Origin of the sequence: Caldisphaera sp. (assembly GCF_023256325.1) — an archaeon.
Taxonomy (GTDB): Archaea; Thermoproteota; Thermoprotei_A; order Sulfolobales; family Acidilobaceae; genus Caldisphaera.
This window is the reverse complement of record NZ_JAGDXI010000029.1, coordinates 1-25076: the sequence shown is the minus strand read 5'-3', so window position 1 is coordinate 25076 and position 25076 is coordinate 1. Positions and strand designations below refer to the sequence as shown.

28 protein-coding genes and 3 tRNA genes are annotated in these 25076 nt (G+C 30.0%); 18 read left to right on the top strand and 13 right to left on the bottom strand.

Annotated features, from left to right (window positions below; all coding sequences use genetic code 11):
• Positions 1 to 189 precede the first annotated feature (189 nt).
• Positions 190 to 777, bottom strand: a complete 588-nt coding sequence (locus tag Q0C16_RS04310) for a hypothetical protein (protein WP_292319845.1) — start codon at positions 775 to 777, stop codon at positions 190 to 192.
• 149 nt (positions 778 to 926) lie between these two features.
• Complete coding sequence (locus Q0C16_RS04305) at positions 927 to 3761, bottom strand: DEAD/DEAH box helicase (RefSeq protein ID WP_292319843.1); 2835 nt, start codon at positions 3759 to 3761, stop codon at positions 927 to 929.
• A 103-nt stretch (positions 3762 to 3864) separates the two neighbouring features.
• Here Q0C16_RS04305 and Q0C16_RS04300 point away from each other — a divergent pair, with 103 nt between their 5' ends.
• The 5 genes from Q0C16_RS04300 (at position 3865) to Q0C16_RS04280 (ending at position 6401) form a co-directional block, all read left to right on the top strand.
• The gene (locus Q0C16_RS04300; protein ID WP_292319841.1) at positions 3865 to 4110 is read left to right on the top strand and encodes a hypothetical protein; all 246 of its coding nucleotides are present in this window, start codon (positions 3865 to 3867) and stop codon (positions 4108 to 4110) included.
• Positions 4107 to 4829, top strand: coding sequence for a molybdenum cofactor biosynthesis protein MoaE (locus Q0C16_RS04295; protein WP_292319839.1), 723 nt, complete (start codon positions 4107 to 4109; stop codon positions 4827 to 4829). Before Q0C16_RS04300 ends, Q0C16_RS04295 begins: the two co-directional genes overlap by 4 nt.
• A 156-nt stretch (positions 4830 to 4985) precedes the next feature.
• The gene (locus Q0C16_RS04290) at positions 4986 to 5270 is read left to right on the top strand and encodes a 50S ribosomal protein L14e (RefSeq protein WP_292319838.1); all 285 of its coding nucleotides are present in this window, start codon (positions 4986 to 4988) and stop codon (positions 5268 to 5270) included.
• A 37-nt stretch (positions 5271 to 5307) separates the two neighbouring features.
• Positions 5308 to 5574, top strand: coding sequence for a hypothetical protein (locus Q0C16_RS04285; protein WP_292319849.1), 267 nt, complete (start codon positions 5308 to 5310; stop codon positions 5572 to 5574).
• Between the two features lie 56 nt (positions 5575 to 5630).
• Entirely contained in the window at positions 5631 to 6401 is a 771-nt protein-coding gene (locus tag Q0C16_RS04280; RefSeq protein WP_367117906.1) for an RNA-guided pseudouridylation complex pseudouridine synthase subunit Cbf5, read from the top strand.
• On the opposite strand, the gene Q0C16_RS04275 is transcribed toward Q0C16_RS04280, so the two are convergent.
• From Q0C16_RS04275 to Q0C16_RS04265, 3 genes are all read right to left on the bottom strand, one after another.
• Positions 6383 to 6468 (bottom strand) — tRNA-Ser (locus tag Q0C16_RS04275). The two genes, Q0C16_RS04280 and Q0C16_RS04275, sit on opposite strands and share 19 nt — an antisense overlap.
• Before the next feature lie 52 nt (positions 6469 to 6520).
• The gene (locus Q0C16_RS04270; protein ID WP_292319836.1) at positions 6521 to 7306 is read right to left on the bottom strand and encodes an enoyl-CoA hydratase/isomerase family protein; all 786 of its coding nucleotides are present in this window, start codon (positions 7304 to 7306) and stop codon (positions 6521 to 6523) included.
• Between the two features lie 119 nt (positions 7307 to 7425).
• The gene (locus Q0C16_RS04265; RefSeq protein WP_292319835.1) at positions 7426 to 8052 is read right to left on the bottom strand and encodes a TATA-box-binding protein; all 627 of its coding nucleotides are present in this window, start codon (positions 8050 to 8052) and stop codon (positions 7426 to 7428) included.
• A 274-nt stretch (positions 8053 to 8326) separates the two neighbouring features.
• Between Q0C16_RS04265 and pcn the strand changes: the two genes are divergently transcribed.
• The 9 genes from pcn to Q0C16_RS04220 all read left to right on the top strand — a co-directional run bounded on the left by pcn (position 8327) and on the right by Q0C16_RS04220 (position 15267).
• Positions 8327 to 9070, top strand: a complete 744-nt coding sequence (pcn, locus tag Q0C16_RS04260) for a proliferating cell nuclear antigen (pcna) (protein WP_292319833.1) — start codon at positions 8327 to 8329, stop codon at positions 9068 to 9070.
• A 366-nt stretch (positions 9071 to 9436) separates the two neighbouring features.
• Positions 9437 to 10501, top strand: a complete 1065-nt coding sequence (gene priS / locus Q0C16_RS04255; protein ID WP_292319831.1) for a DNA primase small subunit PriS — start codon at positions 9437 to 9439, stop codon at positions 10499 to 10501.
• Complete coding sequence (locus tag Q0C16_RS04250; protein ID WP_292319829.1) at positions 10446 to 10928, top strand: hypothetical protein; 483 nt, start codon at positions 10446 to 10448, stop codon at positions 10926 to 10928. The genes priS and Q0C16_RS04250 overlap by 56 nt, the downstream gene beginning before the upstream one ends.
• A 48-nt stretch (positions 10929 to 10976) precedes the next feature.
• Entirely contained in the window at positions 10977 to 11264 is a 288-nt protein-coding gene (locus tag Q0C16_RS04245; RefSeq protein ID WP_292319827.1) for a 50S ribosomal protein L44e, read from the top strand.
• 5 nt (positions 11265 to 11269) lie between these two features.
• Positions 11270 to 11479 carry a 30S ribosomal protein S27e gene (locus Q0C16_RS04240; RefSeq protein ID WP_292319825.1) on the top strand — a complete coding sequence of 70 codons (210 nt, stop codon included), beginning with the start codon at positions 11270 to 11272 and terminating at the stop codon, positions 11477 to 11479.
• Positions 11480 to 11626: 147 nt separating this feature from the next.
• A tRNA-Asn gene (locus tag Q0C16_RS04235) sits at positions 11627 to 11699 on the top strand.
• 111 nt (positions 11700 to 11810) lie between these two features.
• Positions 11811 to 12227, top strand: coding sequence for a thioredoxin domain-containing protein (locus tag Q0C16_RS04230; RefSeq protein ID WP_292319822.1), 417 nt, complete (start codon positions 11811 to 11813; stop codon positions 12225 to 12227).
• 321 nt (positions 12228 to 12548) lie between these two features.
• Positions 12549 to 13745, top strand: a complete 1197-nt coding sequence (locus Q0C16_RS04225; RefSeq protein ID WP_292319821.1) for a nicotinate phosphoribosyltransferase — start codon at positions 12549 to 12551, stop codon at positions 13743 to 13745.
• Positions 13746 to 13755: 10 nt separating this feature from the next.
• Positions 13756 to 15267, top strand: coding sequence for a hypothetical protein (locus Q0C16_RS04220; RefSeq protein ID WP_292319819.1), 1512 nt, complete (start codon positions 13756 to 13758; stop codon positions 15265 to 15267).
• Positions 15268 to 15605: 338 nt separating this feature from the next.
• Here the strand turns inward: Q0C16_RS04220 and Q0C16_RS04215 are convergent, their stop codons facing one another.
• Complete coding sequence (locus Q0C16_RS04215; RefSeq protein WP_367117905.1) at positions 15606 to 16394, bottom strand: KaiC domain-containing protein; 789 nt, start codon at positions 16392 to 16394, stop codon at positions 15606 to 15608.
• A gap of 340 nt (positions 16395 to 16734) precedes the next feature.
• The gene (locus tag Q0C16_RS04210) at positions 16735 to 17490 is read right to left on the bottom strand and encodes a metallophosphoesterase (protein ID WP_292319817.1); all 756 of its coding nucleotides are present in this window, start codon (positions 17488 to 17490) and stop codon (positions 16735 to 16737) included.
• 182 nt (positions 17491 to 17672) lie between these two features.
• Between Q0C16_RS04210 and Q0C16_RS04205 the strand changes: the two genes are divergently transcribed.
• Complete coding sequence (locus tag Q0C16_RS04205) at positions 17673 to 18833, top strand: cystathionine gamma-synthase family protein (RefSeq protein WP_292319815.1); 1161 nt, start codon at positions 17673 to 17675, stop codon at positions 18831 to 18833.
• A 201-nt stretch (positions 18834 to 19034) separates the two neighbouring features.
• Here the strand turns inward: Q0C16_RS04205 and Q0C16_RS04200 are convergent, their stop codons facing one another.
• A complete protein-coding gene (locus Q0C16_RS04200; RefSeq protein ID WP_292319812.1) occupies positions 19035 to 19850 on the bottom strand; it encodes a hypothetical protein in 816 nt (271 codons plus the stop codon).
• 451 nt (positions 19851 to 20301) lie between these two features.
• Here Q0C16_RS04200 and spt4 point away from each other — a divergent pair, with 451 nt between their 5' ends.
• Together spt4 and Q0C16_RS04190 are read left to right on the top strand one after the other, a co-directional pair.
• Entirely contained in the window at positions 20302 to 20535 is a 234-nt protein-coding gene (spt4, locus tag Q0C16_RS04195) for a transcription elongation factor subunit Spt4 (protein ID WP_292319810.1), read from the top strand.
• Between the two features lie 14 nt (positions 20536 to 20549).
• Entirely contained in the window at positions 20550 to 21077 is a 528-nt protein-coding gene (locus Q0C16_RS04190; protein WP_292319808.1) for a GTP-dependent dephospho-CoA kinase family protein, read from the top strand.
• 391 nt (positions 21078 to 21468) lie between these two features.
• Here Q0C16_RS04190 and Q0C16_RS04185 read toward each other — a convergent pair whose 3' ends face one another.
• Both Q0C16_RS04185 and Q0C16_RS04180 read right to left on the bottom strand, forming a co-directional pair.
• The gene (locus Q0C16_RS04185) at positions 21469 to 21684 is read right to left on the bottom strand and encodes a hypothetical protein (RefSeq protein WP_292319806.1); all 216 of its coding nucleotides are present in this window, start codon (positions 21682 to 21684) and stop codon (positions 21469 to 21471) included.
• 13 nt (positions 21685 to 21697) lie between these two features.
• A tRNA-Pro gene (locus Q0C16_RS04180) sits at positions 21698 to 21803 on the bottom strand.
• A gap of 336 nt (positions 21804 to 22139) precedes the next feature.
• Between Q0C16_RS04180 and Q0C16_RS04175 the strand changes: the two genes are divergently transcribed.
• Positions 22140 to 22487 (top strand): hypothetical protein, encoded by a 348-nt coding sequence (locus Q0C16_RS04175; protein WP_292319805.1) that lies wholly within the window; start codon positions 22140 to 22142, stop codon positions 22485 to 22487.
• On the opposite strand, the gene Q0C16_RS04170 is transcribed toward Q0C16_RS04175, so the two are convergent.
• The 3 genes from Q0C16_RS04170 to thpR form a co-directional block, all read right to left on the bottom strand.
• Positions 22455 to 23243 (bottom strand): hypothetical protein, encoded by a 789-nt coding sequence (locus Q0C16_RS04170; protein WP_292319803.1) that lies wholly within the window; start codon positions 23241 to 23243, stop codon positions 22455 to 22457. The two genes, Q0C16_RS04175 and Q0C16_RS04170, sit on opposite strands and share 33 nt — an antisense overlap.
• Complete coding sequence (cca, locus tag Q0C16_RS04165; RefSeq protein WP_292319802.1) at positions 23192 to 24553, bottom strand: CCA tRNA nucleotidyltransferase; 1362 nt, start codon at positions 24551 to 24553, stop codon at positions 23192 to 23194. The genes Q0C16_RS04170 and cca overlap by 52 nt, the downstream gene beginning before the upstream one ends.
• A partial coding sequence (gene thpR / locus Q0C16_RS04160) for an RNA 2',3'-cyclic phosphodiesterase (RefSeq protein ID WP_292319800.1) occupies positions 24550 to 25076 on the bottom strand: 527 nt, incomplete at its 5' end. The genes thpR and cca, both read right to left, overlap by 4 nt.

Sequence of the window (25076 nt, the reverse complement as noted above, 5' to 3'; positions counted from 1 at the left end):
ATGAAGAGGCATTTAAATATTCTTCATCCCCGCCCCTTCCAGGGGCGAGGCTTTCTTTTTATGTAAATCTTTGTTGCTGAAAAAATTTTACTGTACATCTTAATTTATAAATTAAATATTTATGTTTTAAATCTCAGTAAATAATCCTTTATATTAGTAAACAAAAAGATTTGCATCAAGTTTTATAAATTATTTTACTTTTATTTTCCTATTTAAGATCAAATTAAATAAACTTATTATAGTTATAGTAATTTGGCTAACAAACAACAAAATGTTATTAAAGAAATAAACATTGACTGATTGAAAAAGTGAAATCAATAAAAGAAGATTTTGTGTTACACCATATGAAATTAACGCAGCTGATGCCACCGATGCTCCAAGGAGAAGTAAATTTATCAACCATTGATATATGTTAATTGTAGAAAAAAGCAATATTATAAGAGATGACAAAATCAGAGAAAGCGATATGGTGAGCCTTAATATTTTAAACGACGTATTTATGATATATTTTCTAGATTTCTTTTGAAGAAAATTTATTATATCAAGAATATATTTATTTGCATTAAATAAATCATTATTTTTTATTGATTGTAATAAATTTTTACTGAGATCATCAATAACATTGTCATCTAAAACTTCATTATAGCAATATTTTTCAGAAAGCCTTATTGCATCATTTAATTTTGCTTTTAAATATTCCCATTCATCAGTCTTTTCATAAATCAACGCATTAGAAAAATATAAGTTTTGTAATTTGTCAGCACACTCTTTCGTCAAAGCTAGCACCACAATAATAATATAGTCTAGAATTATTAATTATTATTGCAAAAATGAAACCTTTTTTGTAAATATAAGTTGCCCTTAAGATATAATATTTTCTTATTTAAACTTACCATAAAATATAAAATAAATCTCTAAAAATTTAACTAAAAGAATTTTCTAATTTGCTTTTTCTCTATATATGTTGCAGCATTAAGAATTAATGACTTTAAAGACTTAATATTTACAAAATAATGCAATATATTACTATCTTCTCTAGTTCCATATTCGTAAGCTGAAGTTATTCTTACTTCATATATTTCTTCTGGCAATAATTTCTCTAAATCATTCCATTGCTCTATCAAAAACTTAGGAGTTATTATATACTCCTTTGGCTTCGCTTGTTGGGATATTCTTATATGAACTCTCATAGGTTCATTCAATTTCTTTGGCATAAAGTATGACTTGAATTCGTCTGATTTAATTATATTATCTAAAGATTTTAATAAGGTCCACCTATATTCATCTTCATCTATATCTAAAAATCTAATTACTCTCATATCTTCATATTCAGGCTTTCTCATATCCTTAAGCTTATTTTCCACAGTTTTTTCGGCTAATTCTAATATATCTGCTATTTCAAATGTAGTCAATCCGTTATTTTCTAGTAATCTTCCTATTTTAATGGCTAGGTCTTGTATCCATGGTCTTATAGTTGGTAATTCTAAAATGCCTTTTGCTAGAGGAGTAAGTTCGGGACCGCTTAGATTTACAATTTGTATGCTTTTTGATTTTAACAACTTTAAAAATCTCTTAGCCCCTTCTATATCAAAATATTCCCTTATAACCTGTTTTTTAGCTTCTTCGATTAAGAATGAATCATTTTCTTCATCAATTGAACCTATTTTACCTAAATGCAATTGTATTTCTCTAAGAGTTTGATATAAATATGGGCTCTTATTTAATGCTTCGTATAGTTCATTTTGCAAATTTTCTATGTCAATGCTTTCAAGCAATTCAAAGGGATTAATATTACCAACGTTAACACTAAATCCGAAAAATGATGGTCTATAATATACATTTAAACCTTCAATTTTTGAAGCCATATTGGTTAATATAAGCGCTATAGTTTCTGCTGCTCCACTGCCTATAGGATAAATAAATATATGTTCTCCATTATGCTGCTCATAAATTACTTTATTCTCATCAGGAATTATTTTTCTTTCTAGGTATTTTTGCCTAATTTTTTCAAGCTCCATTAAGCCTTCATTATCAATAGTGATATCATTTGGTATATTTCCTACTATTATTTTTATGAATTGTCTAGATATGCTTTGGCTCCTCTTTACCCCTTCTCCCTTCCATAATGGTATTTCAGCTATTCCAGAAGCTTTTATTACATCTATTCTCCCATTCATATCATCTATTCTTTTAATTTCCCAAGAACTTCCAGCAAGCCTTATCACATCCCCGATTCTTAGATTTCTGTAAACGTAAAGAGAGTCAACATAACCTATGGTATTATCTCCATTTTTAACAACGAAAACATCCTTTTCAGGTATTGTAGTAAAGAATTCTGAAAAACTCCTAGACCACCAAACCTTCATTTGATCCTTTGATTTAAATTTCCATATCTTATAGAAAGTATTTCCCGGAGAAATTATATCATCCTCATTTTTTATTAAACCATTTTGCTCCATATAATTTATTAATTCCATAAACTTTTCATTATCCATCTTAAATATAGGCGATTGAGAAAATATATCATATATTATATTTAAATTAGTTTGACCTTCTCCTAGAGTAAATCCTATTATTTCCTTTGCTATTACATCTATAGGAGCTTCATCGATTATCTCGTCTTCTACAAAGCTATGCTTAGCTAGGCTAGCTTCTGTTATAGCTTCGGCGAAATCTATAGGCCCTATAGATATTATATCCCCTATAGATAATCCTCCTGAAATATGCCCGCTCCTTCCAACCCTCTGTATAAGACTAGAAACTTTTCCTGGAGATTTGATTTGTATGACTTTTCTTACTGATCCTACATCAATCCCTAATTCGAGAGTTTTTGTGCATACTATTGCTGAGAGTTGGCCTTGCTTTAGTTTATTTTCTGCTTCTTCTCTTAGTTGTGCAGACACGCTAGAATGGTGAACAAATATATCCTTAGCCCCAATAGTTTCTAAAGAATGTTTGACTCTTTCAGCAATATATCTACTATTTACGAAAACTAGACTTGGTTTTTCTATAGTCTGTGTTAAAGATTTAGCCAAGTCTAGCCAAGGATCTTCATTACTGTCACTAATATATTTTACTTCAAATTTGTACTCCTTTGAAAAATCAACTGAGGTAATCTGCCTTTCTCTTTTACTACTGCCGCTCAAGAGTTCTATAGCTTTTTTAGGAGAACCTATTGTTGCCGAAAGACCTATTCTTTGAAAGTCATAGCCAGATAAATATTTCAATCTTTCAAGTAATAATAATAATTGAACCCCTCTCTTTGAGCTGAGCAATTCATGAAGTTCATCTATTATTACATATTTAACGTTTTTATAATATTGTCTGAATTTTGGTGCCCAATCTAAATCAATTTCTAGACTTTCAGGCGTTGTTATTAATATATTAGGTACTTGCTTAACTCTCTTCGTCCTTTCACTTGCTGGAGTATCACCATGCTTTTTAGAAACTCTAAAACCTAGTTTCTCAGCCCACCAAGAGATCCTTTTATATATATCATTTATTAAAGCCTTCATAGGGGTTATATATAATATATCCACTGGTTCTTGCTTTTCGCTTAGAAGTTTTGACAGTAATGGCAATAATGCAGCTTCTGTCTTCCCTTCCCCTGTCGGCGCCATAATTAATGTATTATACCCTTCTAATACATAAGGTATCGATTGTTCCTGTATTTCAGTAAGTCTTTTCCATCCTCTCTCTTCAATTAATTGCCTTACTTTTGGATGCAACCTATCAGCTATTGATTGTTGAACTTCTTCCATTTTACATCTACCATTTTATGTCTAGCCACACCTGGTTAACCTAAGAAAAGTTAGCAGTCAGTTCTTATTAACTCTCCGTTTCTATTTCATTTTGGAGATAAATATGGCAAAACTAGAACACGAATGTATAGTATGTGGAAAGAAGTTCAGTAATGGCCAAGGAATAATTATAAATAAAGGATCGTTAAAGCTAGAATTTCATAGTAGTAAATGTGCAACGTCCTTCTTTAAGCTATTAGCAGAAAGATTAGATGAATCTTGTTTTGAAAAAAGTAGCAAAGATCTTATAAAAGAATTAGTAAAAATAAGAGAAGAAAAGCAAAAACAAGCTAAAAAGGTGATCTCATGAGATTACTAAAGATTAAGCTATATTCCATATTAAGGGAAATTTTTGGTAGTAATGAAATAATTGTAGAATTTAAGCATGAAAACATTACTGTCAATGATGTATTAGAAACATTAACAAAGAAAATTAATAACAATTCAACTCAATTAAACCAATTATTTAATTCCATTCAGTTTGTAGCTAACGGGAAACCATTAGCCAAGGATGAAATTATACCAAATAGTGTTGATATAATATATTTGCTGCCTCCTTCATCTGGTGGCATTATTGACATAAAAATTTTAACTAGTGAGCATATTGATTTAAACGATCTAATAAAAAAATTATACATAGATGAAAATGTTGGAGCTATTGCCATATTCGTAGGTATAGTTAGAAAAATAAACAAAAACGAAAAAGTGAAGAAATTATTATATGAACATTCTGAAGAACTAATAGAAGAAAAGCTTAAAGAAATCGCTATTAGAGGGATAAATAAATTCAAATTATTTTCAGTCTCAATATATCATTATGTTGGTGAAAGAAAACCTGGAGATTTAACTATGATTGTAGCTGTTTCTGGAGAATCTAGAAAAAATGTTTTTCCAGCAATAGAAGAAATAGTAAATGAAGTAAAGCATGAAGCTCCTATATGGAAACAAGAATATAGAGAGAGCGGAAAGTATTTCATACTCGGCGAAAACCAAATTAAAGCCGATGAAACGAGCAAATTCAAATTTTAAGATTTTAAAACTTGCGCTTTAAACGCACCGTAATTTAAATCATATAAATTTTAAATATTAGCCAATTTAATAAATAACAATATGAATATTTCGTTAGTATTATAAATTAAAGTTTTAAAAAGGAACACATATAAAGATAAATATTAGGTGATAGGAATGCCTGCAATCGAAATAGGAAGAGTTTGCACAAAAATTGTTGGGAAGGAATCAGGGAGAAAATGTGTTGTAGTAGATATTATTGACCAAAATTTTGTATTAGTAACAGGACCTAAATCAGTTAGTGGCATCAAGAGAAGAAGAGTGAATATTAAGCACTTAATGCCGTTGGATAAATTAGTAAACATACAGAAAGGGGCAAGCGATGAAGAAGTGCTAGCTCAATTGAAAAATTCTAACTTAATTGACTATATGAAGGCCAGAGAAAAAATCGTATTAGCCTAAACCAATCCGTAATAATATGGTGAATATTTTGCTAGGAATGCCTGAAAAAGGTTTTAAATTCATTAATGAAATAAATCAAATATGTAATAATACAAAACCATTTTTGGAAAAATTTCCAGAAAATACTGATGATAACTATGGCTATTATCCATTAGAAAGACCTCTTATGAAGTATCTTAATTACGGTATTATAATTTTGGATAAACCACCCGGTCCGACAAGCCATGAAGTGGTTGCATGGGTAAAAAAACTGTTAAATATAGATAAAGCAGGACATGGAGGAACCCTAGAGCTTTACTCTTAAGAGTAAAGCAGGGATATCCTAAAGTAACAGGTGTCCTGCCTATAGCTCTCGGATCTATGACAAAGATTATAGGATTTGTAACTCATTCAAAAAAAGCTTATGTATGCTTAATGCAACTTCATAAAGATATAGATTTCAAATTAATCAATAATGTAATAAATGAATTCATAGGAGAAATATATCAAAGACCTCCAGTAAGAAGCCATGTAAAAAGAATTCTTAGAATTAAAAAAATATTTAATATAGAAATAAATGAAATAAATAATAGAAAGGTCCTTTTAACAATAGAATCAGAAGCTGGAACATATATGAGAAAATTATGTTGGGATATAGGTTTAGTTTTAGGAACAGGGGCTCATATGAGAGAATTAAGAAGGATAAAAACAGGTCCTTTTAATGAAGATAACGCAGTAACATTACAACAGATCTCCGAAGCTGTGTATCAATATAAAACAACAGGCAAGGAGGATCTGCTTAGGAAAGTTATTATTCCTGGAGAATATAGTGTATGTGAGTTAGAAAAAATTTTAGTTAGAGATACAGCAGTAGAGAGTGTGATAAACGGTTCTCCCCTTGCAATACCTGGAATATCATATTTTAATGATGGCATAAATAGAGGAGATATAGTTGCGTTATTAACATTAAAAGGAGAGTTGATCGGATTAGCCAAAGCATTAATGAATTCTAACGAAATAAAACAAAATAACAAAGGGCTTGCATTTCAACCTACAAGAATAGTTATGGAAAGAGGGATTTATCCTAAGGCCTGGAAAAGTTCAGGAAAATACAAAAATCGTGGGGACGGGAACGCCGGGGGTGGGATTTGAACCCACGCGTCCCGCATGGGACAACGGGTCTCAAGCCCGTCCCCTTGGACCGCTCGGGCACCCCGGCACATTTCTACTATTGGCTAATAGGGTTTTTAATTATATTTCAAAAATCCATATTATTTATTGCTAATTATACCATGATTTTTAACGGGCTTTAGCTTGTGAGATTCAAAACTTTCCATTCTATATTTTGCATCTTCAGTTATCACCAAATTTGTTAATTCATCTATTGCCTTTTCTATATCTTTCCAATAAATTTCATAAACTATTTTTTTAATTGATCTAATCGATTCTTGCGTATAATTTGATAAGGTATCTGCAATCGCAAAAGCCTCTTTTTCTAAGTCTGACTGAGGAACTATTTCATCAACTAAACCCATATTTCTGGCCTCTTGAGCGGAGAACCTAGTACCAGTTAAAGCTAAATATTTCGCTCTTCTAAACCCAACGACCCCTCCCCCTGCGCTTATTAATATTGGAGGTATAACTCCTAAACTAATTTCTGGAAAGCTGAACCAAGAATTTTCAGCGGCGATTACTATATCTGCTGCTAAAAGAAGTTCTGCGCCTCCGCCAACAGCCAATCCATTAACTAAAGCAATAATAGGTTTCTTACACGATATCATTGTATTTAAGGATTGTTTAATCCCATTAAAAAAATTAAGAGCGTCTTGCTTAGTATTAAGTCTAAGCATGTTTTCTATATCGTCTCCTGTACTGAAAGCTCTACCTTTACCAGTTAAAACAATCGCAACGCTGTCAGATTCACATGCTCTGTTTAATTCATATATTAATCTTTCCCAAGTCCTAGTGTCTAAAGCATTTAATTTTTCAGGTCTATTCAAATAAATCCAATAACACATCTTCCTTTTTTCAGATAAGACCGTTTCGTGATATGTCAATTTTTATTGCACCCAAAGGTGTATACTATTGCTAGATTAATAAATCTGTCTAATGAATTTGGCTATATCTCTAATAAGAGAAAATTTTAAATATAGTTCAAATAAAAACATGCTATAATTTAAAGGCTACCTTCTTCTTTTATACATTTATTGCTTTTTAATATATCATATATCCCGTTTACAGCATCTTCAACCTCACTTTCTCTCTTAGCTCCTGTTATAACCATTTTCCCACTGCTAAATATTAAAAGAACAACTCTCGGTTTTTCCATTCTATATATCAATCCTGGGAATTGTTCTGGTTCATACATACTCTTTGGTAAAGTAAATGCTGCCTTTTCTAAATCGACAACTACATTTAGATTCGCCGATGCAACAATGTTTTGTATTTGTATTTGAGGTTTGCCTTGCATTGGAACCCCTTTGATCATGAGTTTTTTCAATATTGTTTTTACTGCCCATACTAATTGCTTTACACTTTTTGCACCTGTGACAACCATTTTTCCAGATTTAAATATGAGAGCTGTTATTTTAGGGCTCTGCAACCTATAAACTAATCCTGGGAATTGATCTGGGTTGTAATCTACATCGGGTATCCTTGTTTCGATTAAGTTCAAATCTAATGCAGTATCTAATATTACTGTTGCAACTATATTTTCTATCTTAACTGTAGGTTTTCCCGACTCTTCTTTTTCACCTACATTTTCTTCTTCAAAAAATTCATCTTCTTTATCTTCATTCTCCAAAATCTTCACCTGCTTTTTAAACTCGTATATTTTAAAACCAATTTGAGCTATATAAATCTTTTTAAACTATTTATAAGCATAAGATAAATAAATATCATTATTTAGCAAAAATACCATAATTTTCGATGCTAACCTAATTTTATTTCTAACATAAATAATCGAAAAAAGAGTTACACCACAGGTAAACACTAATGAAACATAACCTTTATGCAAATATACCGGCATAAAAAAACTAAAATATTGGTTACATTATTAATATAGATGGGGGAAAATTGTGAAATTAAAATTTAAAGAGCCAAGAACTTGGAGATATATAATAGGATCAATAGAAAAAATCATAGATGAAGGCGTTTTTACGGCAAACGATAATGGACTTCATTTCAGAGCATTAGATACAAGCAGAATTGTTATGGTTGACTTTATCTACCCAAAATCTTCATTTGATGAATTTGAAATAAATAATGAAGAAAGTATAGGAGTATCTTTTTCAGTTTTGTCTGATGTATTAAAAAGAGCTGAAAAAGATGACGAACTTGAACTTATAACTGATGAAAACAACGTAACATTAAAATACATTGGTAAAGGGGAAAGAATCTTTAAAATACCACAACTTAGTTTAAGTCAGGATAAGCTACCTGAACCAAAAATAACTTTTACGGTTAAAGCTAAGCTTACAAATAATTCTTTTATTGATATAATAAACGATATAGAAGCTATTAGTGATTCATTAACTATAAATGCAGATGACAAAGAAAACAAGCTAATAATAACTGGAAAAGGCGATATAGAAAGCGCTGAAATAGAACTTTCTCTAGAAAAACAAAATATAATAGAACTTAGTGTAGATTCTCCCGATTCATCTACATATAGCATTGAATATTTTTCTGACATGCTAATGGCAGCAAAAGAAGCCGATTTAATAACTTTGATGTACTCTCAAGACGCTCCTATAAAAGTCGAAATGGAATACCAAAATGGTGGCAAAATAACTTTCTATGTTTCACCGAGAATAGACTAAAACTTATTTATAACAAATAGTTATTTTAGATTACTTATATAACCGTTTCCCCTACACTTTCATTTCAATCATCTTACCTTTATTCATGATAGAGCGTGGGAACTTAGCCCTCAACCACCTGCTCTTAAGCTTAAATGCAGGAGGGTCATGGATCTCCTTCGAGCCCAACGTCACAGGACTTACATCTTTGCAATTCTTTCACCTTTTTGACATAGTCCACATCGGTGCGGGGATTATCCTTTATCAGTAAAAACTAAGCACATTTGAATATAAAAAGATTTTTATTAAAATGAAAAAGGATTCAGCCCTAAAAACAAAATATCTATAAATTTTCAAATTAATTATCTATTATAGAAGGAAATTAAAATGACCGAAGAAGAAAAGGAAATTAAAATAAAAGGATGGAACTATGATCAAACACTAAAATATCTATATAGAGAATATTATTCTTTAAATCCACCACTGATAATACCAAAAGATATTGAGAGAAGAGAATTTGCATTTCAGCCTTTTGAAAAACAGTCTTATGTAAGGCATCTTTCATTTGATAATCCAAAAAAGCTTTACGATTATTTGATTAAAAACACTCCGAGACATGCTTATTATTCTATCGCCATTTATGATCTTCCTGAAGCAGGATCTATGGAAGAAAAAGGATGGAAAGGATCAGATTTATTATTTGACATTGATTTAGATCATGAAAAAGATTGTATAATGCAAAATGATATAGCTGATGATTCATGTATAGAAAAAGGGTTAAAATATGCCGAAACAATTGCCCATATAATTAATAATTATTTTGGTGGATCGTATCAAATTTATTTCACAGGAAATAGAGGCTATCATGTAAGGGGATTTTGCGAGTTATGTAAACAACTTGGAAAGGAAGAAAGAAGCGAAATTGCAAAGTTCATTATGGCTCAAGATTTAGATATAGATATGATATTTCCCAAAAGTAGCAAAGGAAAAAAACCAGCTTTGCCCACTACAAAGGATCCTGGATGGAGAGGATTAATAGCTAGTTTTGGAATTAAGGAAGTTAGCAGAGAGGATATTAATAACGCTATTCAAAATATAAAAGTTGAAATTGATTCTATGGTTACCCAAGATCCAAGCAGATTAACTAGAATACCTGGGACGCTAAATGGAAAATCTTCTTTGCTTGTATTACCAGTTTGTGGAGAGTTTAAATTAGGTAAGTGGGTTTCGCCTTTTTATGGAGAAGTTGAAGTAAAAGCTAAAATGGATTTAAGTAACATAAAGATTTTAGGAAGCAATATACAATTTAATAAGAATGAAGAACTAAGCCTACCATCTCAGCAGGCTATTTATTTAGCCACAAAAGGTTACTTAACTATAATAGGAGGGAAAATAGTTGTCAGAAAGAATACCGGCTGGTGGCCCATACAAGGCTGCAATTGGAATTCATGAGCAAATTAATGCTGATGATATTAAAGATTCAAGAAAACTCTGGGGAACTTATTGTTCAAATGATCTAGAATTGTGCAAAAGATTTTATAATGTAGTAATAAGCATGACAAAACTTATTTCAGAAGCGAGACTTGAAGATATAGATGCTAAAAATTATCAAGGGATTGATAAGGAATTCCTCAATATAATGGAATATATTAGAAATAATTACTCTCTATATTTATCAGGAAGCGTTATATCATTCGGAGAATTTATTTTAGTTAAATTTAACAGAGACTTAACATTATTAAATGGAAAATTTATGGAAAAAAACGATGTATCTTTAATACCTATGGAAGAAGCTCTATTACTATCATCACTCAATTACGTTGAATTAGTAAAAACTCTTTCATATAAAATTATTAATAGTATGGAGAAGAAAGATTAATAAGGAGCTTTGTATAAGCCAATATGGGAAAGTGAGAGTGAGTTTAAAATGAAGTTCCCAAAAAAGATAAGAACATATTGCCCTAGGTGTAATGAACACACTGAGCATAGCGTTGCAATTTACAAATCAGGAAAAAGAAGGACATTATCTGAAGGCCAAAGAAGATATTTAAGAAAAAATAAAGGTTATGGAAGTAAAAGAAAGCCCGAGCAAAAAAGATTTGCCAAGACGACGAAGAAAGTTAGTTTGCTAATTACATGTAGCAAGTGTGGTTTCAAGAGAACAATATTAGGCATTAGGCTAAAGAAAATAGAATTAGTAGAACCAACAAGGTGAAGCAAATGAAATCGAGCCTCTCAAGAAATAAAATTCTTGTTCCTCAACCAAGAAGCAGGTTCCTTATAGTAGAATGCCCAAATTGTGGCCATAAACAAATAGTTTTTAGCCATTCTTCTTTTTCAGCAAGATGCTTATCATGCGGAGCCTTACTTATAAAACCAACTGGAGGTAAGGCTCAAATATTAGGAAAAGTTGAAAAAATCTTAAGTTGAAGTAGAATATTAATTATTTTAAGAGATCTAAACAAATTTTCTAAATTTTAATAGAACACTTAGAATTATAAGTTGTATAAAAATTTTATTATTCTGTTTAAATTAGCAAAGTCTTTAAACCCAAGCATTGTACAATAATTTTGGCAAGCCGGGGTAGCTCAGCAGGTAGAGCGCCCGGCTGTTAACCGGGCGGTCGAGGGTTCGAGTCCCTCCCCCGGCGCTCTCCACTTTAATTAAAAATTAGAAAAACGAAATTAAATATTCAGAAAATTATTTTCATATAAGAAGAATCTATTTATTCTTGGATATTAATATACTAATAGGATTAAAAATGACACAGGAAAATATGGAAGATTTGGGAAAAGAGCTCTCAAAGTTACTAATTTTAAGAGCAAAAAAATTAGAAGACTCGCTTAAAGAAATTGTTATAGAAGTAAAGTCGGAAAATATTAATGAATTACTAAGGAATAATAAATTAGCATTTTTATATTTTACAGCTGAATGGTGTGGACCTTGTATAACATTCCTGCAAACATTTAAAGAGGTTGCTTCTCAGCATATTAGCCCCGGAGTTTTATATGGTAAAGTTGATGTAGATTCCAGTTATTCTATTGCAGATAAGTATAAAGTAAAGCATATACCATCAATTATTATAATAATAAATAATGAAGTCGTAGACTCTATAGTAGGGCAAACAAGCAAAGAAAAACTGGAAGAAAAAATATCTTCATACATTAAATCAATATGATTTCCTCTTCAAATAAACAGTTCTTAGTAAAGTATCTCATAATTTTCACAATTGACTATGATTATTTTCGATTTGATAAAAAATCGGTAATGTGAAAAACCATTTTCATTTGATTAGAGAGTTATAATAGATTTCTCTAAATATATTCGCAGGACATAAAAGGATCAGATACACTGATTTTATAGTCTTTATTTATCATTAACCATAATAAATATAGCTTTATTATTTTAAGCTCTAACAATTCAATATCTTAGCATAATATAGCAAGAAAGTCAAAGATTTTAAATAACTTTTAAATAATTTAAATAGCGGGGTAGAATTATGTATGAGAACAAAGAACCTAGGATATACATGGCAAATTTAGAAGAAATCATGAGTGGAGAAGCAACTGATATTTACTTCAAAAGAACTAAAGAAGTTTTAGAAAAAGCTGGACTAACTGATGTAAAGGTCAGAATGGAAGTTCATCTTTATGGCAAACCCCCAGAAGGAAGAGATTGGGCAGTTTATGCAGGCCTAGAAGAGGCTATAGCTCTTCTAAAAGACAAACCTTTTACATTATATTCTGTACCTGAAGGTACTATATTTACTAGAAAGATGCCTTTAATGATTGTAGAGGGCAAATACCTAGATTTTGTATTGCTCGAGGCTCCTCTTTTAGGACTTTTAAGATTTTCTTCTAGTATTGCAACAAAAGCAGCTAGCCTAAAAAAAGTAATCGGAGACAAACTTTTACTGTTTTTTGGTATAAGAGCTCTCCATCCAGCAGTTTTCCCAGCCGCTGATAGAGCAGCCTATATTGGAGGTGCAGACTCAATAAGTGGTGTTTTGTCAGAAAAATATCTTGGCTTAAAGCCCCAAGGCACAATGCCGCATGCCTTAATTCTAGTTTTTGGAGATCAAAAAGAAGCATGGAAGTGGTTTGCTAAGGTATATGAAGGAAAAATAAATCTTGTTGCATTAACAGATACATTGGATGATGAAAGAAAAGAAGCACTAATGGCGGCACAATTATTGGGTGATAAACTTTGGGGAATAAGGTTAGATACTCCAGCTAGCAGAAGAGGTAACATGAGAGATATAGTTGAAGAAATAAGATGGACCTTAGATCTCAATGGCTTCAAGCATGTAAAGATAATTGTCAGTGGAGGTTTGGATGAAAGTAGCATTGCCAATCTTAGAGATATAGTTGATGGATTCGGAGTAGGAACTTCTATAGCCATGGCCCCAAGCGTTGATCTTAGCATGGATATAGTCGAAATAGATAGAGGAAAGGGCTGGGAGCCTTATACAAAAAGAGGGAAACTCCCAGGAGCTAAAAAAGTATATTCTTGTAAACCGCTTGAATATTACATCAAATACTGGAATGACAATGAGCTTCCAAACTGTATTAATAAAGAAGATAAGCCGATAAATTTAATGAAAAAGTATATAGATAATGGGAAACTTGTAGAAACTTTACCATCATTGAATGAAATTAGAAAATATGTTTTATCACAACTTCCTTACACAACCTAGGGGAATTTATTTGAAATATGAAGCAGTACAGGAACAAAACGAATCACAAAGATTAGAAGCTATAAGAATTTCTACGTCTAGGACAATAATTTATTTTATATCTATTTTAATAAACCTCATAGCCACAATAGTTTTGGCCAGAAAGCTAATCCCAACAGATTATGCTATCTATCAATTGGCAACGAAAAGAATAATTTCTTATGCTACAATACCTTTGAGCTTATTTTCTCTATGGATATACAGATACATTGTAGAAAATCAAAGCGGAGCATACATTTCAAGCGTAGTATTTGCGTTTATTCAATGGATTTTTACATTAATAGTTGGAATCGTATTCCTTGTATTTTATTCAAAGATTAGTCTATTAACGCTAATCATAGCAGCCTTATCAATATCATTTCAATCTTTTTACTATGTCATAAGAACAGCTATAGATGCAGCAAGGCCTGTGAGGCTTTCTCTCTTAGAATTATTTTATAGATCATCGTACAGTACTCTTATCTTTATAACGCTATATCTTATATCAAATTCTTTATTGCTTGCTTTTTTATCAACTTTAGTATCATTTATTATTAGTTCTATAATAGGTTTATATTGGATCAAAGAAAGAATATCAAAAGACAATACAAAAAACATAAAAAATACACTTAAAGAATGGACAATCGGATCTCACGCAACAGCTTTAGGAGTTGGATTTGGATTAATACCTTCTTTAGACGCTATGATTGCATACCCCCTTGTAGGATCATTAATCGTAGCGGCATTTTTTGTTTCTTCTTCTGTATCTACATTATTGAGAGATTCGACAAATGTTGGCCTTAGATATTTACATTCATATGTTCTAAGAACAGGAGATTTTAAAACTGCTATCAGAAATTTAGAGATCTCGTTAACCTTGGTTTTACCACTATTGGTTTATGGTATTATGTATCCTAAATATGTAATATACATATATAATCCTATTTACTCTTGGGCATCAATAGCAGTTTCGCTTTTCTTAATAACTGCCATTATTGAAATAATTAACAATGGCGTATCACAAATAGCTTCAGGAAGTATAAGGGAAAGTGGAATAAAGGCAGCCAAAGGTTTTACAAAGATGAACCTGCTTGGCGCATTGCCATCAATTGTTTATATTGGCCTACTATCTTTCGCATTTATATTATTTAGAAAAATGGGTCTCCAGGATCTTTTATTAATATGGGGTTTAGTATATTTCATAAGATATTTATTATCAGTAATAATAACTTCCTGGTATTTTATACCAAAAAATATTAACAAAAGTATTATAATACAATTAACTCCAAAATTATTATTATATATATTAATATCATCAATTTTATCTTACGCAATAAGGCCTATGGGGACCCCTTCAGGCAGACTTTTAATTGATATAAAATACTTAGCTATTCCCGGTTTGATACAAGCTCTGATATTTTATTTAATAATATTTTTAATTGACAAAGGAATAAGAAGAAACATAATTAATTTTCTAAATAAATTTTTGAGGAAACTATATTAATAACATCTATCCCTAAATATTAAGATAGTTTTTATGATCTCTTTCCCGCTTTGAAGAGCAGCAGAGTGTTGTTAAGGTATTGATGGCTATTCTCTTAATTAAGCTACCCTAATTCCTCCTATGTGGGAGTAAAGTCACATTAACTCCTCACAAATAAAGTTGAACCTAATGATATGTGTATCAACCCTCCTTTTTTAATTTAGTAATGATATAGATGTTTTCTAATTTTTCGTGATGCACATCTCATTTAATTGATGGCATTATCTAATATTTTTACAACAAACCTTAAGACAGCTGCTATCTTAAAGAGCAAGGTTTACCGTTTATTTTATTATAGCCTAAAAATTATCTTTACGATCTTGTATCTTCTTTTTTAGTTTATCTGGCATAGATACATCTTCTTGCCTTAAACTTGTAGGTTCTTCTATTCTCATGCCAACTTTATCTTCTATAGTAATGTAATGGACTCTTAAATCATGAGGAGTTTGTCTCATTTTCTCAACAAGGACATATCTTCTTAGTTCTCCATTAACTATTCTCCTTCCAAACCTAATAATTCCATCAGCTACATGCTCTACTCCCCATCCAAACGCACTCGAAGTAGTTATTGCATACTGGCTTGTTAATAATGCAGTAAAATCCCACTTATATAGAACCCTTTTTATATTATAACTATAAACTCTTGCCATTGCTGGCTTATCTAGCCAAAATGTTGACATGCTATCTATTACAAGCCTTGCCCTACCATAACCTAATTTTCTTTTTGCATCTATTATTTTCTTAACGAGTTCATCCACATCAGTTTCTGCAAGCGTCCACTCATCATTAGTTGACTTCATAAGGGCATCTATAATTATCATTTTGTTATTGTCAACAGCTTCATCCAAATTCATCCCGAACATTTTCGCTTGCCTAATTATGCTTTCTCTGCTCTCTTCTGTAGTAACGTATATTATTTTATCATTTTCTTTTATCCCTTGCCACGCATAATGTATTCCAAAAATAGTTTTTCCGGTTCCTGGTTCTCCTACTACAGCTACAAAGAAACCTCTTGGTATACCTCCAGAAACTAATTTATCGAAACCTATTACTCCTGTTGCAAGCCTTTCGATTTTAACTAAGCTCATTTTAATCGCCTTTACAATTATAAAATTCTCAAAAAACAGTTAAATTTATTATAAAATTGTCTATTAATTTATTTTAAGCAAGTAAAACATATGCTTTAATTCGATAAAATATTTATAGAATCATAGCATAATATAGAACGGAGCTATACTGTATTTTAATATAAGAAAAAGTTATAGAGTTTACCCACAATCTTAATTACTTGGATCTAAAAATTCCGATGAACTTTATAGTCCTTTAATAAAAAACCTTCTATATGAAAACTATACATTACTTTCTTTATTGATAAATTCTTTGCTCCTTTAACATCTATTTATGTTAAAAATTCGAATCAATCTATTTTTAAAACTCTTCTTGTTTTCTAAATATATTTCCTAACCTAGGTAATTCTATGACCCCTATTTCTCTATCAACTATAATTGGTACAATATTTTCTATATCACCTAATTCCCTTGATATTGGAGATAAGTACGAGTTTTTATCCAAATTAACTACTGTACCTGTTTGATATAAACCTATAGGAGGTAATACTAATGCTATAGACCCATTTTTTAGAGGCATCTTCAATAATGCTTGTAACCTTATTTTACTACCAGATAAATTGATTTCTACGCTTGGATGTTCATGACCCATTATAATAATTTGATATTTATCTATATTATCAATAATTTTATGGCCATGAGTTACAGCTAATCCTTCACCTAAATCTAAGTAATTTTCTTCAACTTGTATACCTAGATCCTTTAGTAAATTTGATACATACGTATCATGATTTCCTTTAACCAATATAATTTCTTTAATATTTAATTTAGCTATACTGCCCATAAATTCCAGTATTTCTGCTCTTTCTTGCCTTGTAAGCTTTTCAAATACATGCTTTAAGTCCCCTGCTATTACAATTTTTTTAAAATTATATTTATTTATTTCATTTATAATAGTTTTTGCCCTTTTCAATTGGAGTTTAGGTAAATAAACGCCTTGAGACGCCATCGCTTCTTCATACCCAAGATGTATATCACTAATTATAGCTATGCTTTCTTTTTCATATGCTAAGACTGGCAACCTATTTAATATTTTAAGTTTTTCATTGAATATCATTTTTACCCATGTAAATTGCTTTTCAAAAGTTTATAAGTTCACTTTATAAAGATCAAACCATTTTATATAGATTTAGACTTATAATATTTACTCATCAAACAAAACATATTAAAAAATTCAAAATATATACTACAAACGTTTTTTAATTAAATTCTTAACTTTAAAATGCCGAGGGGATTAAAATGGGAGATAAAACAAAATCCATAGATAATAGTTATGCCGATGAATTTGGTTCAATTATTCCTCCTATATATTTAGGTTCTGTTTATAGATATATAGATGAAGAGTTATCTAAAAAAAGTGATAGAAATATAGTAATAAAATACTACAGAGAAGAAAATCCATCTTTAAGAGTTCTTGAAAAAGTTATTGCTTCTTTAGAAGAAGCTGAAGACGCGTTAGTTTTTAGTAGCGGTATGGCCGCTATTTCAACCGTAGGAATGAATTTTTTAAATAAGGGATCAAAAGTATTGCTTTTAAAGGAAATGTACGGATCTACAATACAATTTTTTGAAAATCTTTCGGATAAGTATGGGATCACAATAAAAAAGGTTTATCCTGATCATGAAAATATTATTAACGAAATAGAACGCAATAACTATGATTTAATACTAATAGAATCTATAACAAACCCAACTCTAAAAGTTTTAGATATTTCTGAAATCGGAAAGATTATAAGAAAAATAAACTCAAATATAGTAATTGATAATACATTTGCTTCTCCCATATTGTTAAAACCGTCTAAATTTAACTTCAATTTAATATTAAACAGTACAACAAAATATATATCCGGCCATAATGATAGTATGGGAGGCTCTATATCAGGAAAATCCAGTTTAATTAATGATTTATGGGAATGGAGAAGACTATTAGGAAATATGCAACAACCATTTGAGGCTTATTTAACTTTGCGTGGAATAAAAACCTTACCTGTAAGGATTAAACAACAATCAGAAAATGCACAAGCTATATCTGAATTCTTACAAGATAACAGTAAAATTTTGAGGGTTTTATATCCAGGATTAAAAGATAATCCCTACAATAGCATAGCCAAAAGGCTTTTTGAAAAACCTTATTTTGGAGGAGTTTTATCGTTTGAAATCAAGGGCAATATTAATGAAACCAAAGATTTTATAAAAAATCTGAAGTTAATAAAACCTTCACCAAGTTTAGGCGGAACTGAAAGCCTCATCACCTTGCCCTCAATAACAGCCTCAAGATATATCAGTGATAATGACAAAAAGGAGCTAGGTATTTCGGAAAAATTAATTAGGTTATCTGTAGGGCTAGAAGATGTTGATGATCTAATAAATGACCTAAGTCAAGCATTAAGTAAAATATGAAATCTATAAAACGAAATTTATCAATGTAAAAGCTATCAAAAATTTTTTAATTAATAATTGCATAATTTTTCTAAAATTAAAAAAATAAATTAAAGTTATACAAATTAATTTTAAATCTCCTTTTGGAATTTTAAATTTATAAATTGTATAAAATTTACAAAAATATTTGTATTTTTAATTTAATAATTACAAAAATATTTGTTACTTGAAATCAATTTTTATATTTTGTTCTTTATGTCTAGTTTCTTTTATATCATCAGTGTTAATCAATACAATAGATTTTGTATTATACTTAAGTTTAGATTTAGAAAGCTCATCTATTTTACTTTTAGAACCTATTACAGCTACTATCCCTTCTACATGAGCTTGTCTTGTTATTGCTAAATCTAGCATTGAGCTTAATAGAGCTGTTTTATTTCCATCAATCATTATAATTATTATTTTACTTTTTCTTGCCACGCATTCTCTAGGCAATAGAAGAACATCAAAAAATTCTGATGTTAACTTATAGTTTTTAGATATTATGTGTTTAGAGTAAGGGCTATGAGATGCTGCACATAACTTAGCATGAAATAATGACGAAAATGTAGCTCCCAACGCTGCTGCATAACTATCTGGAGCTGTAACAACTACATTAATCTTTTCATCTTTTAAATCATCTAACGCTCTTAGGCCAGCCAATGTCATAATTCCTGGATTACTTAAAAGGGACCAAAGTTCCTCATTCTCTATGTAATATTTAGCTAAAATGTCATCTATTATATGAGTTGAACGTATCTTATTTAAGATTTTCTCTGCAGTTGTTCTTTCTGGCACTGTTCTTAGCGTTACATATCTCCATAATATCTGAGCAGGTACATTTAACCTTTCTTCTAATTCTTTAAAAGAATAAAAATATTTTAGAGCACCAAGTAACCTAAAGACCATTAATTTAACATTCTTTGATGTATCTGCTATTTCAAAAAGATTATTTTTACTCTCATTCTGAATATGCCAATTATCTTGGTTCTCAGACATAGTTTAAACGCTCTCTATTCTTCCGCTAATTATTATCATAGCAGTGCTTTTATATATTTATATTTAATTTTTAAAAAATTTTTAAAATTTTATAAAATAATTAAACAAAAAATCCTATAAAATATAAAATATAGCAACATTAAAAAAATTATACTGCAATAACTTAATTTTAGAATTCTTCTTCGCTTGATTCTTCTTCCTCTTCCTCTTCTTCCTTTCTAGGCATGTTCTCAACCTCTATTAGACCTATTTTCAATAGAAATTAGGAATAGATATTTTACTGTCTGTTAATACAATTTTATAATATATTAGCTTAATTATTGTTTTATAAACTTACTTGAACATATGCTATTTAATAATTTATTATAAATTTTAATAATTTATTATAAAAACTACGGGATCTAATAAAAGCATATTAATTTTATTTTTAATTAAAAAATGGGTGATTGCTATGCCAAGAAAAGCACCTACCAAGAAAATAGCCATGAAAGCATGCAAGAACTGTGGTTATTTAGTTCCAAGAGATGCAAACGTATGCCCTATTTGTGGAGGAAATAGCTTTACTGAAGATTGGGAAGGCTTATTTGTTGTTATAAGCAATGAATCAGAAATAGCCAAAGAATTGAAATTCAATAAAAAAGGAATATTCGCAATTAAAGTCTCTGGCTCTTACACAATAAAATAAAGAGGATATTAATTATGAAATTAATTGGATTATCAATACCTCAAAAAGTTAGGTTTGATTTTTCACAACCTAGGGGGAAATTAGTTTATGGAGAATTGAGTCAATATATAGATTCATACGATTGGAAAAAAATTATATGCGTGGGTGATGTTGTTACTTATTATTGCCTAAAGGCTAAACGAAAACCGGACATAATTATAATTGATGGCAAAACTCTTAGAAGCAAAGAAGGATTTTCATTAAATTCTAATGAACTTAAACAATATTCTTTTATAAATATAAAAAATCCAGCAGGTTTATTAACATATGATAATTTAGATATCTTATGCAAAATGGCAAATGAAAACATAAAAATATTGATTTATGTAGATGGCGAGGAAGATATTTTAGCGATGCCAATACTTTCGTGTGCTCCTGATAATTCTTTAGTAATATATGGAATACCTAATAAAGGTGCTGCATTGGTAAATATAAGCAAATATATTAGAAGAGAACTGCAAAATAAAATTTTATCATTAAAGCCATTGGCAACAGTTCAATAAACCGTGAAGCTTATATATCTTAAATACAACATTTATCATACTAAGAGATTCTAAGACATAAGGAGGTAGGCCTACGTTTTACATCTAAGTCCCATCTAGACGGGTTTACCGAAAAGTAGGTTAAGGAATTTTAGGTGTGAGAAATATGGATTCACTCTAGATAAATAGTTGAGAACATCATTAAAAATTTGCCTCAAGATATGCAGGTTTTCCCATATACGTGGAATTCCACGTATATGAGTTAGGGTTATCCCGCTAAAGAGGAAGAGAAGGATGAAAAAAGAAATTATGCACTGTGACCTTGGAGAAGCCCAAGGTATAAGAATTGAATATAAATTCATAAAAATTCTATTAAGCTTAAACTTCTATTTTAATGCAGCTAGATTAAATTTTAACTTCCCTTAACTAAACTTTTGCTGTAACTTCTAAGCAACCAAGCCGGAACTTTTTTAACAAATTCATAGGCTTCCTCCCATCCATCTAGACCGAGCTGCTTAGACAGTTCGTCTAAAGTCATTTCTGTATTGGCATATTTCCTTATTTTCAACAGTACTTCATCATTTATCTCTATCTGCTTATTTCCAACCCTTATTATATTGGAACTCATTTTCTCACCCTAATGGGGCCGCGGGGATTTGAACCCCGGACCACCAGCGATCTAGGCATCTCTGGTGGATAGGGAAATGCTCCCCAGGCTGGCATCCTACCAAGCTAGACGACGGCCCCTTCCATTATCTAGATACACATTATGAGATTAAAAATTCTAACGCATATTCTAATTTTTATAATTAGTACTTAATTTTTGTTTTTAGTTTTATTTATATTTAAAAACGAATCCATGAAATTTTTTTATTTAATTATTAAATCTGTGTTACGTTTACCTAAATTTTCAATTCAGCAATGCTCACACTTTTTAATTAAATTTTTGTATACTTTCAATTATGTTCTATTTTTTAGTAACCTAATAAATTACAACATCTAAAATTAAGTAAAGAGGTTACTTATTAATATATTTGGGAAAACTAGTAATACTGAGGATTACAATATTATTGGTGATCTAAATTGAACCAAGTTTCAAGTGAAGGAAAAATATTAATTGTATGCAAAAAATGTGGAACGATTCTATATAGGTATGCTATAGGTGATAAAAAAGATAAAAATAAATTTAATGGCCCACCAATACCAAAAAAAGCTTTAAGTGGTTTTGATGGACATACTTGTCCAGTTTGTGGTGAACCTCTAAACATGAAACCTAAAAGCATTAAATTTTTCACAATATCTATGTTTAGCAGGCTATATTCCGATAATGGTTATGCGCTGGTTGAAAATACAAAGAATGTTTCAGAAGGTATAAGTGGAAAATCTAATGTAAACACATCAAATAAAGCTGGAGTTGATGATTCTTATTAATTCTTCCTTTATACGATCAAAAACTGATGGATCACAGTTTTTTGCCTTATATTGATAGAGCAATTTTTTCATATTGTCTGAATGCTTGATAAGATTAAATTTGCCAATTATACCTCCAATATATTTATTTATATTACCGCATCCCGTTGAAAAAGATTCTAGGTCTATTATAAGAGCTGGAAAGGCTCTTGGATAACTAGGGAAATAAATATTTTTCCATGGTCTGTTTATTTCATTATGTAATATACCTGTATAATCCATAATTTTTGTAGATCTAAGACCTTCTATTATATAATTTGTAAGGTTAGATTTGTTTTCTCTTTGTATTAAGTATCCCAAACTAACCTTGCCTATATAATCCATAACCAAAAAATCATTCGAATACTCATATACCTTCGGAGTTATACCATATACAGATATTTTCTCTATAATTTTTCCTTCATTTATAAGGCTTGTTCTTTTACTATCAACCCTCCGAACTTTAATTGCTTTAATTCCTAATTTCCTAATATATCCTAAAAAAACTAAACTCGAATGACCTTTTCCCAATATGCGAAAATTATTATATTTATTACCATAAATAACAAAATCTCCGTAATTGCAAATCTTTTCTATCCCTAAAAGTCTTGCTTGATTTAATCTATAATATATATCACATTTTTGATGATATGGGTAACAAAACAGGTTTACTGAAATTTCATCTTCTATATATTTGCTATCCATGCAGGAATTGAATAAAGAGAATTCTTCACCCATTCTTTGATATCACCATTGACTCTCAATTTTTCATAATTCTCGAAAACCTCTACTTCTATTTTTTCAGTATATTTTAATCCTGACTCAGATATTGCATTTCTTATAAAATCATGAAGATCTTTGACTTTCTTATCCCTGCCTCCATATAATTTATTATACTTAATAAACGATAAACCTCCTTCACTAATTCTTTTTTTTATAAAAGATTTTATGCTGTTGATATCATCATAGACTGATGGTCCTTCTAGAATATCTACCTTGGGTATAATAATATTATCTATTAAAAAACCTATAGCACCTAACTTTGACTCATCTGTATAATAGGATCCCCTAAGCACTTTAATTCCAAAATTTTCTATAAAATTTTCTAAGTTTTCTGAAATCTTTTTTAATTTACCCCAAACATCTGTGGGAGGATAATTGAAATAATCTCCATGAAGTAATATTAGTAATAAGGGCGCATTTATTTTCGATTTAATATTGTATGTGAATTTATGGAAAAATGCTGCATTAGGATTATTCAGATAAAGCTTTGATGCTAATATGAATGTCGATAAACTTTTCGTACTAACTGCAGCTGCAACATTTCTATAAGGATCGATGGGATCTACAACTATTAACCTAGACTTAGGGTATTTTTTAAGTAAATAATCTTTATCTCCATTATTTTCTATGTCTATATAAACAATATCCTTCCATTTTGATGCATTTATTAATGTGTTATAAAAAGATCCATAGTATGCTATTAGTAATTCTGAAAGATATCCAGAAAATCCTTCTATATGGCTCTCAGCTCCATATATGGATAGACCTTTTAGAAAAGATTTTAATAATTTTACATCATCTTTTTGACATTGATTAAGTTTGGAATTTATATAATTTGTGTGAAAAGGAGTCCTTTCGACTCCCATTCCTTTTTTTCTTGGTTTTTCTACATAGACTGTAGGAACAACATCAGCTTCTAGCCCCATATATGAAACAGTTACATAAGGATGCTGGCTATATTTTATTATAGTAGGAAAATCTCCCAAACATGACAATAAAAGATCCTTACCATTATTATTGATCCAATTATCATCTTTATTTTTTAATAAAACAAATATGTCTAATTCCCACTTATCATTTAATAATGTATTTTTGGCAAAACTGCCGACTTCTTCAATTTCAATTTCTAGGCCTTTCCTTTCTATACAATTATAGAGCTTATGCTTAATCAAGTTTGAAAATTTTTCTAAAACATTAACTTGAAAATTACTTGGTTTAATTTTATCTAGTACATGCTTTTCCAGCTCTGTTCTATTACAATTCATTTACAAAGCGCCTCAGCCAAATTGTTATAAATTGGACCATTTTTTGTTAAGGTACTTTTCTTAAGCTTTATAGAATTAATATTAATAGACCCAATATCAATATCTTTATATTCATTTAAAAACTTTGATAAAGAATTTGATTTCCCAAACTTTATTCTTGCAATAGTTAAATGTGGTATGAATTCCTCATAATTTATTTTAAATCCATTTTTAATGAGCATCTCATCTATCTCTTTTTTTATACTTTTAAGCATTTCAAATCCATTTACTATACCTACCCATATCACTCTTGGATTTTCTGGGCTAGGGAATGCTCCAACACCCTTTAAATCTATATTAAAAGAATTACATTTTAATTTATTTATTATATTTTCTTTAATAATCTCTACATCAGATTCGCTTATCTCTCCTAGAAACCTTAATGTAATATGTAAATTTTCAGTTTCAACAAATTTCATTTTAATATTAAAGCTCTTTAAATAATCTATAATATTTTCTATCTTTCCTATAATATTAGTATCAT